This window comes from Kitasatospora sp. CB01950 (assembly GCF_001905465.1).
Classification (GTDB): domain Bacteria; phylum Actinomycetota; class Actinomycetes; order Streptomycetales; family Streptomycetaceae; genus Kitasatospora.
Window position 1 is genome coordinate 2,045 of sequence record NZ_LISX01000030.1, and the last position, 3,301, is coordinate 5,345.

The window sequence follows — 3,301 nt, forward strand, 5'->3', positions numbered from 1 at the left end:
GAGTTTGGGTGTCTGGTCGTTGTTTGAGAACTGCACAGTGGACGCGAGCATCTGTGGCCAAGTTTTTAAGGGCGCACGGTGGATGCCTTGGCACCAGGAACCGATGAAGGACGTGGGAGGCCGCGATAGGCCCCGGGGAGCTGTCAACCGAGCTTTGATCCGGGGGTGTCCGAATGGGGAAACCCGGCAGTCGTCATGGGCTGTCACCCGCTGCTGAACACATAGGCAGTGTGGAGGGAACGCGGGGAAGTGAAACATCTCAGTACCCGCAGGAAGAGAAAACAACCGTGATTCCGGGAGTAGTGGCGAGCGAAACCGGATGAGGCCAAACCTTGAGCGTGTGAGACCCGGCAGGGGTTGCGCTCAGGGGGTTGTGGGAAAGTTCTTCAGTCGTCTGCCGGCGGCTGGGCGAGTCAGAAACCGTATGGGTAGTCGAAGGACATGCGAAAGGTCCGGCGTAGAGGGTAAGACCCCCGTAGACGAAATCTGTACGGCTCGCTTGAGCTTCTCCCAAGTAGCACGGGGCCCGAGAAATCCCGTGTGAATCTGGCGGGACCACCCGCTAAGCCTAAATATTCCCTGGTGACCGATAGCGGATAGTACCGTGAGGGAATGGTGAAAAGTACCGCGGGAGCGGAGTGAAATAGTACCTGAAACCGTGTGCCTACAAGCCGTGGGGGCAGTCTTCGGACTGTGACTGCGTGCCTTTTGAAGAATGAGCCTGCGAGTTTGCGGTGTGTAGCGAGGTTAACCCGTGTGGGGTAGCCGTAGCGAAAGCGAGTCCGAATAGGGCGTTTGAGTTGCATGCCCAAGACCCGAAGCGGAGTGATCTAGCCATGGGCAGGTTGAAGCGCGGGTAAGACCGTGTGGAGGACCGAACCCACCAGGGTTGAAAACCTGGGGGATGACCTGTGGTTAGGGGTGAAAGGCCAATCAAACTCCGTGATAGCTGGTTCTCCCCGAAATGCATTTAGGTGCAGCGTCGTGTGTTTCTTGCCGGAGGTAGAGCACTGGATAGGCGATGGGCCTCACCGGGTTACTGACCTTAGCCAAACTCCGAATGCCGGTAAGTGAGAGCACGGCAGTGAGACTGTGGGGGATAAGCTCCATGGTCGAGAGGGAAACAGCCCAGAACACCGACTAAGGTCCCTAAGCGTGTGCTAAGTGGGAAAGGATGTGGAGTCGCAGAGACAACCAGGAGGTTGGCTTAGAAGCAGCCACCCTTGAAAGAGTGCGTAATAGCTCACTGGTCAAGTGATTCCGCGCCGACAATGTAGCGGGGCTCAAGCACATCACCGAAGTCGTGTCATTGCAGCAATACTCCCAACGGAGGCTGTGATGGGTAGGGGAGCGTCGTGTGCCGGGTGAAGCAGCCGAGGAATCGAGTTGTGGACGGTTCACGAGTGAGAATGCAGGCATGAGTAGCGATACAAGAGTGGGAAACTCTTGCGCCGATTGACCAAGGGTTCCTGGGTCAAGCTGATCTGCCCAGGGTAAGTCGGGACCTAAGGCGAGGCCGACAGGCGTAGTCGATGGACAACGGGTTGATATTCCCGTACCCGCTTTGAAGCGCCAACGCCGAACCTCTTGATGCTAAGCCCGTGAAGCCGGCCCGGAGTCTTCGGACAAAGGGACGTGGTGGAGCCGGTGACCCAACGGGGTAGTAGGTGAGCGATGGGGTGACGCAGGAAGGTAGTCCAGCCCGGGCGGTGGTAGTCCCGGGGTAAGGGTGTAGGACGTTGCGTAGGCAAATCCGCGCAACACATAGTCTGAGACCTGATGCCGAGCCGATTGTGGTGAAGTGGATGATCCTATGCTGTCGAGAAAAGCCTCTAGCGAGTTTCATGGCGGCCCGTACCCCAAACCGACTCAGGTGGTCAGGTAGAGAATACCGAGGCGTTCGGGTGAACTGTGGTTAAGGAACTCGGCAAAATGCCCCCGTAACTTCGGGAGAAGGGGGGCCATTGCTGGTGACGGGACTTGCTCCCTGAGCTGGTGGTGGCCGCAGAGACCAGCGAGAAGCGACTGTTTACTAAAAACACAGGTCCGTGCGAAGCCGTAAGGCGATGTATACGGACTGACGCCTGCCCGGTGCTGGAACGTTAAGGGGACCGGTTAGTCACGATTCGTCGTGGCGAAGCTGAGAACTTAAGCGCCAGTAAACGGCGGTGGTAACTATAACCATCCTAAGGTAGCGAAATTCCTTGTCGGGTAAGTTCCGACCTGCACGAATGGCGTAACGACTTCTCGACTGTCTCAACCACAGGCCCGGTGAAATTGCATTACGAGTAAAGATGCTCGTTTCGCGCAGCAGGACGGAAAGACCCCGGGACCTTTACTATAGCTTGATATTGGTGTTCGGTTCGGCTTGTGTAGGATAGGTGGGAGACTTTGAAGCCGTGACGCCAGTCATGGTGGAGTCGCCGTTGAAATACCACTCTGGTCGTGCTGGATGTCTAACCTGGGTCCGTGATCCGGATCAGGGACAGTGTCTGGTGGGTAGTTTAACTGGGGCGGTTGCCTCCTAAAGAGTAACGGAGGCGCCCAAAGGTTCCCTCAGCCTGGTTGGCAATCAGGTGTTGAGTGTAAGTGCACAAGGGAGCTTGACTGTGAGACTGACGGGTCGAGCAGGTACGAAAGTAGGGACTAGTGATCCGGCGGTGGCTTGTGGAAGCGCCGTCGCTCAACGGATAAAAGGTACCCCGGGGATAACAGGCTGATCTTCCCCAAGAGTCCATATCGACGGGATGGTTTGGCACCTCGATGTCGGCTCGTCGCATCCTGGGGCTGGAGTAGGTCCCAAGGGTTGGGCTGTTCGCCCATTAAAGCGGTACGCGAGCTGGGTTTAGAACGTCGTGAGACAGTTCGGTCCCTATCCGCTGTGCGCGTAGGAGTGTTGAGAAGGGCTGTCCCTAGTACGAGAGGACCGGGACGGACGAACCTCTGGTGTGCCAGTTGTCCTGCCAAGGGCATGGCTGGTTGGCTACGTTCGGGAGGGATAACCGCTGAAAGCATCTAAGCGGGAAGCCTGCTTCGAGATGAGCACTCCCACCTCCTTGAGAGGGTAAGGCTCCCAGTAGACGACTGGGTTGATAGGCCGGATATGGAAGCCCTGTGAGGGGTGGAGTTGACCGGTACTAATAGGCCGAGGGCTTGTCCTCAGTTGCTCGCGTCCACTGTGTTGTTCTGAAACAACGACCCCCATCGATACGGGTGGGTGGCACACAGTTTCATAGTGTTTCGGTGGTCATAGCGTGAGGGAAACGCCCGGTTACATTCCGAACCCGGAAGCTAAGCCTCA

General features: G+C 57.1%; 2 rRNA genes. Both read left to right on the top strand.

The window, feature by feature from the left end:
- The first annotated feature begins 55 nt into the window (after window positions 1-55).
- Window positions 56-3,161: ribosomal RNA gene (locus tag AMK19_RS33970) — 23S ribosomal RNA — on the top strand.
- A 78-nt stretch (window positions 3,162-3,239) separates the two neighbouring features.
- A 5S ribosomal RNA gene (gene rrf / locus AMK19_RS33975) occupies window positions 3,240-3,301 on the top strand; the annotation flags it as partial.